The sequence below is a fragment of the Synechococcus sp. RC10B2 genome (assembly GCF_047502635.1).
In genome coordinates, this window is sequence record NZ_JANSHO010000062.1 from 1 (window position 1) to 1881 (window position 1881).

At 66.8% G+C, this 1881-nt stretch carries 2 protein-coding genes; both read left to right on the forward strand.

Features of this window, described 5'->3' with window-relative positions:
* Positions 1-219: 219 nt before the first annotated feature.
* Positions 220-849, forward strand: coding sequence for a hypothetical protein (locus NW855_RS08995; RefSeq protein WP_414508670.1), 630 nt, complete (start codon positions 220-222; stop codon positions 847-849).
* A gap of 298 nt (positions 850-1147) precedes the next feature.
* A complete protein-coding gene (locus NW855_RS09000; protein WP_414508671.1) occupies positions 1148-1849 on the forward strand; it encodes a hypothetical protein in 702 nt (233 codons plus the stop codon).
* Positions 1850-1881 lie beyond the last annotated feature (32 nt).

Sequence of the window (1881 nt, forward strand, 5' to 3'; positions counted from 1 at the left end):
AGGCCCCGCTCGGGGGTGGAGAGGCGAAGGTTCCGGGGTTTGATTGCTGTCTGCTGGCAACATTTCAATGAAGGTTATCGCCGTCTTGAAGGGGCCATAGGCCCGCTTTTCCCTCCATCACCTACATCAGATGCCGTCATGATGGTAGCTAAAGCCCTTTACTAAAGGCCTTTAGGCACAAAGCTTGTCTACCCCCCAACACTCTGTTACACTACCAGTATGCCGTGGACAAGCATAAGGGACCTAGTCCCCCTCCTCGGCCTCTCGGAGAGAAGGGTATACGCGATCCTGGCCGCCTATGAGCGGGTGTTCGGCAGGTTGCCGAAGCGGGGCCGGGCGCGGGTGGTGCCCCAGCCGGTGGTGGACCTCCTCCGCCAGGCACGGGACATGGTGGCTTCGGGTCAGGCCACGTCCTACGAGGCCGCCTTCCGGGCCTTGGAGGGCCGCGCCGTCCCCTCCCCAGAGGTCCAGGAGAGGATCCTGAAGGTCCTCGAGGGAGTGATGGAGAAGGTGAGCGAAATCCCCGTGATCCTGAGCCTCCTCCAGCACCTGAAGGAGGAGCTGGGGAGGACCCAGCGGGAGGTGGGCCAAATCCGCCTCATCCTCTACGCCGGGGGGTTTGAGCAGGCGGCGGCCAACAGCGATGCCGATGTGAAGGCCCTCCTGGAGACCCCTCTCCTCCTTCGGGGGACCCGTAGGGGCTACGAGGACCAGGTGAAGCGGGCCGAGGAGGCGGAGGCCCAGGAAGAGCCCGTGGAGAAAAAGCCCGTCATCGGGGCCAAGTGGGAACGCTGGGCGAAGCGGCTGGAGGAGCTGGAGAAAAGGGAGAAGAGAGAGGGGAAGGGCTAGGCGCGTCATAACGTTATGACTCAGGAAGGGGGCCCCAACGCTGGAGACCCCGAAGGAAGCGGACCCGGAAGGGACCCTATGCCATCACCAATTGGGTCGTTTGACGACTGCTCCCGAGGTCTCCCACCGACCGAGGATGTCAACAATCCTGGCCATAGCCTGGGGAAGGCCTTTTGACGGAGGAGGGCTTTAGCCAAAGCTTCCGGGCCCTTGCAGGGGGGCCATTCACCATATTTTGTGCACCAAGTACAACTCCTGCGCGTAGGAATCCGGGCGCTTCTCCCTAACATACCTGTATATGTACGGGGAGAGCGCGGCGCCGGAAGCCCAACCAGAGCAAGCAACCCCTATTCCTCTCCTCCACAACGCCTTTCCCCTCCAACGGGGCCGGGGGATTTCTGGAAAGATCATTCCCGACATCGGGAAGGGACTTTCCAAAGAAGTCCTCTCCACCCCCCGCCGGCCGGGCCTGGACGAGGTGGCGGACCACCTTCGGGGCCTTCGGGCCACGGGGGGCCTGCCGGGGACGGCGGTGGGCTCACGGGGGCAGGTCTCCTGGGTGGCCGTGGACCTGGACGAGGCCGAGCCCGGCCCCCTGGAGGCCTTCCTGGAGGACCTGTGGGGGAAGGGCATCCCCGCCTACGCCTCCACCGGGCTTACCCGGGGCTTCCGGGTCTACCTCTTCTTCAAGCGCCCCACGGGCCAGCGCCGGGCCCACGCCATCGCCCGGCGCTTGGCCGCCCTGGCCCAGGAGGCGGGCCTGGGGAGGGCGGAGGTCTTCCCGTCCTCCCCGGAGGCGGGGCGGGGCAAGGCCGTCTTCTTGCCCTATTTCGGCTACCTGACCCCCTCCGGAGGCAACCCCCTCCTCTACCCCGACCTCACCCCCGTCCCCCTGGGGGCGCCGGGCCCCGGGGCGGGCGCGCGGCCCGCCCGGGGGCGCGGGGGGGGGTGGCGCCCGGCTGGGGGGGGGGGGGGGGGGGGCCGGCTTCGGCTACACTAAAGGGCCGACGCTCCTTTTTGCTCAGCAGCGCT

Excerpts from the sequence above, each read along its gene's own strand:
- NW855_RS08995 (WP_414508670.1), top strand. The coding sequence starts at position 220 with ATGCCGTGGACAAGCATAAGGGACCTAGTCCCCCTCCTCGGCCTCTCG.
- NW855_RS09000 (WP_414508671.1), top strand. The coding sequence starts at position 1,148 with ATGTACGGGGAGAGCGCGGCGCCGGAAGCCCAACCAGAGCAAGCAACC.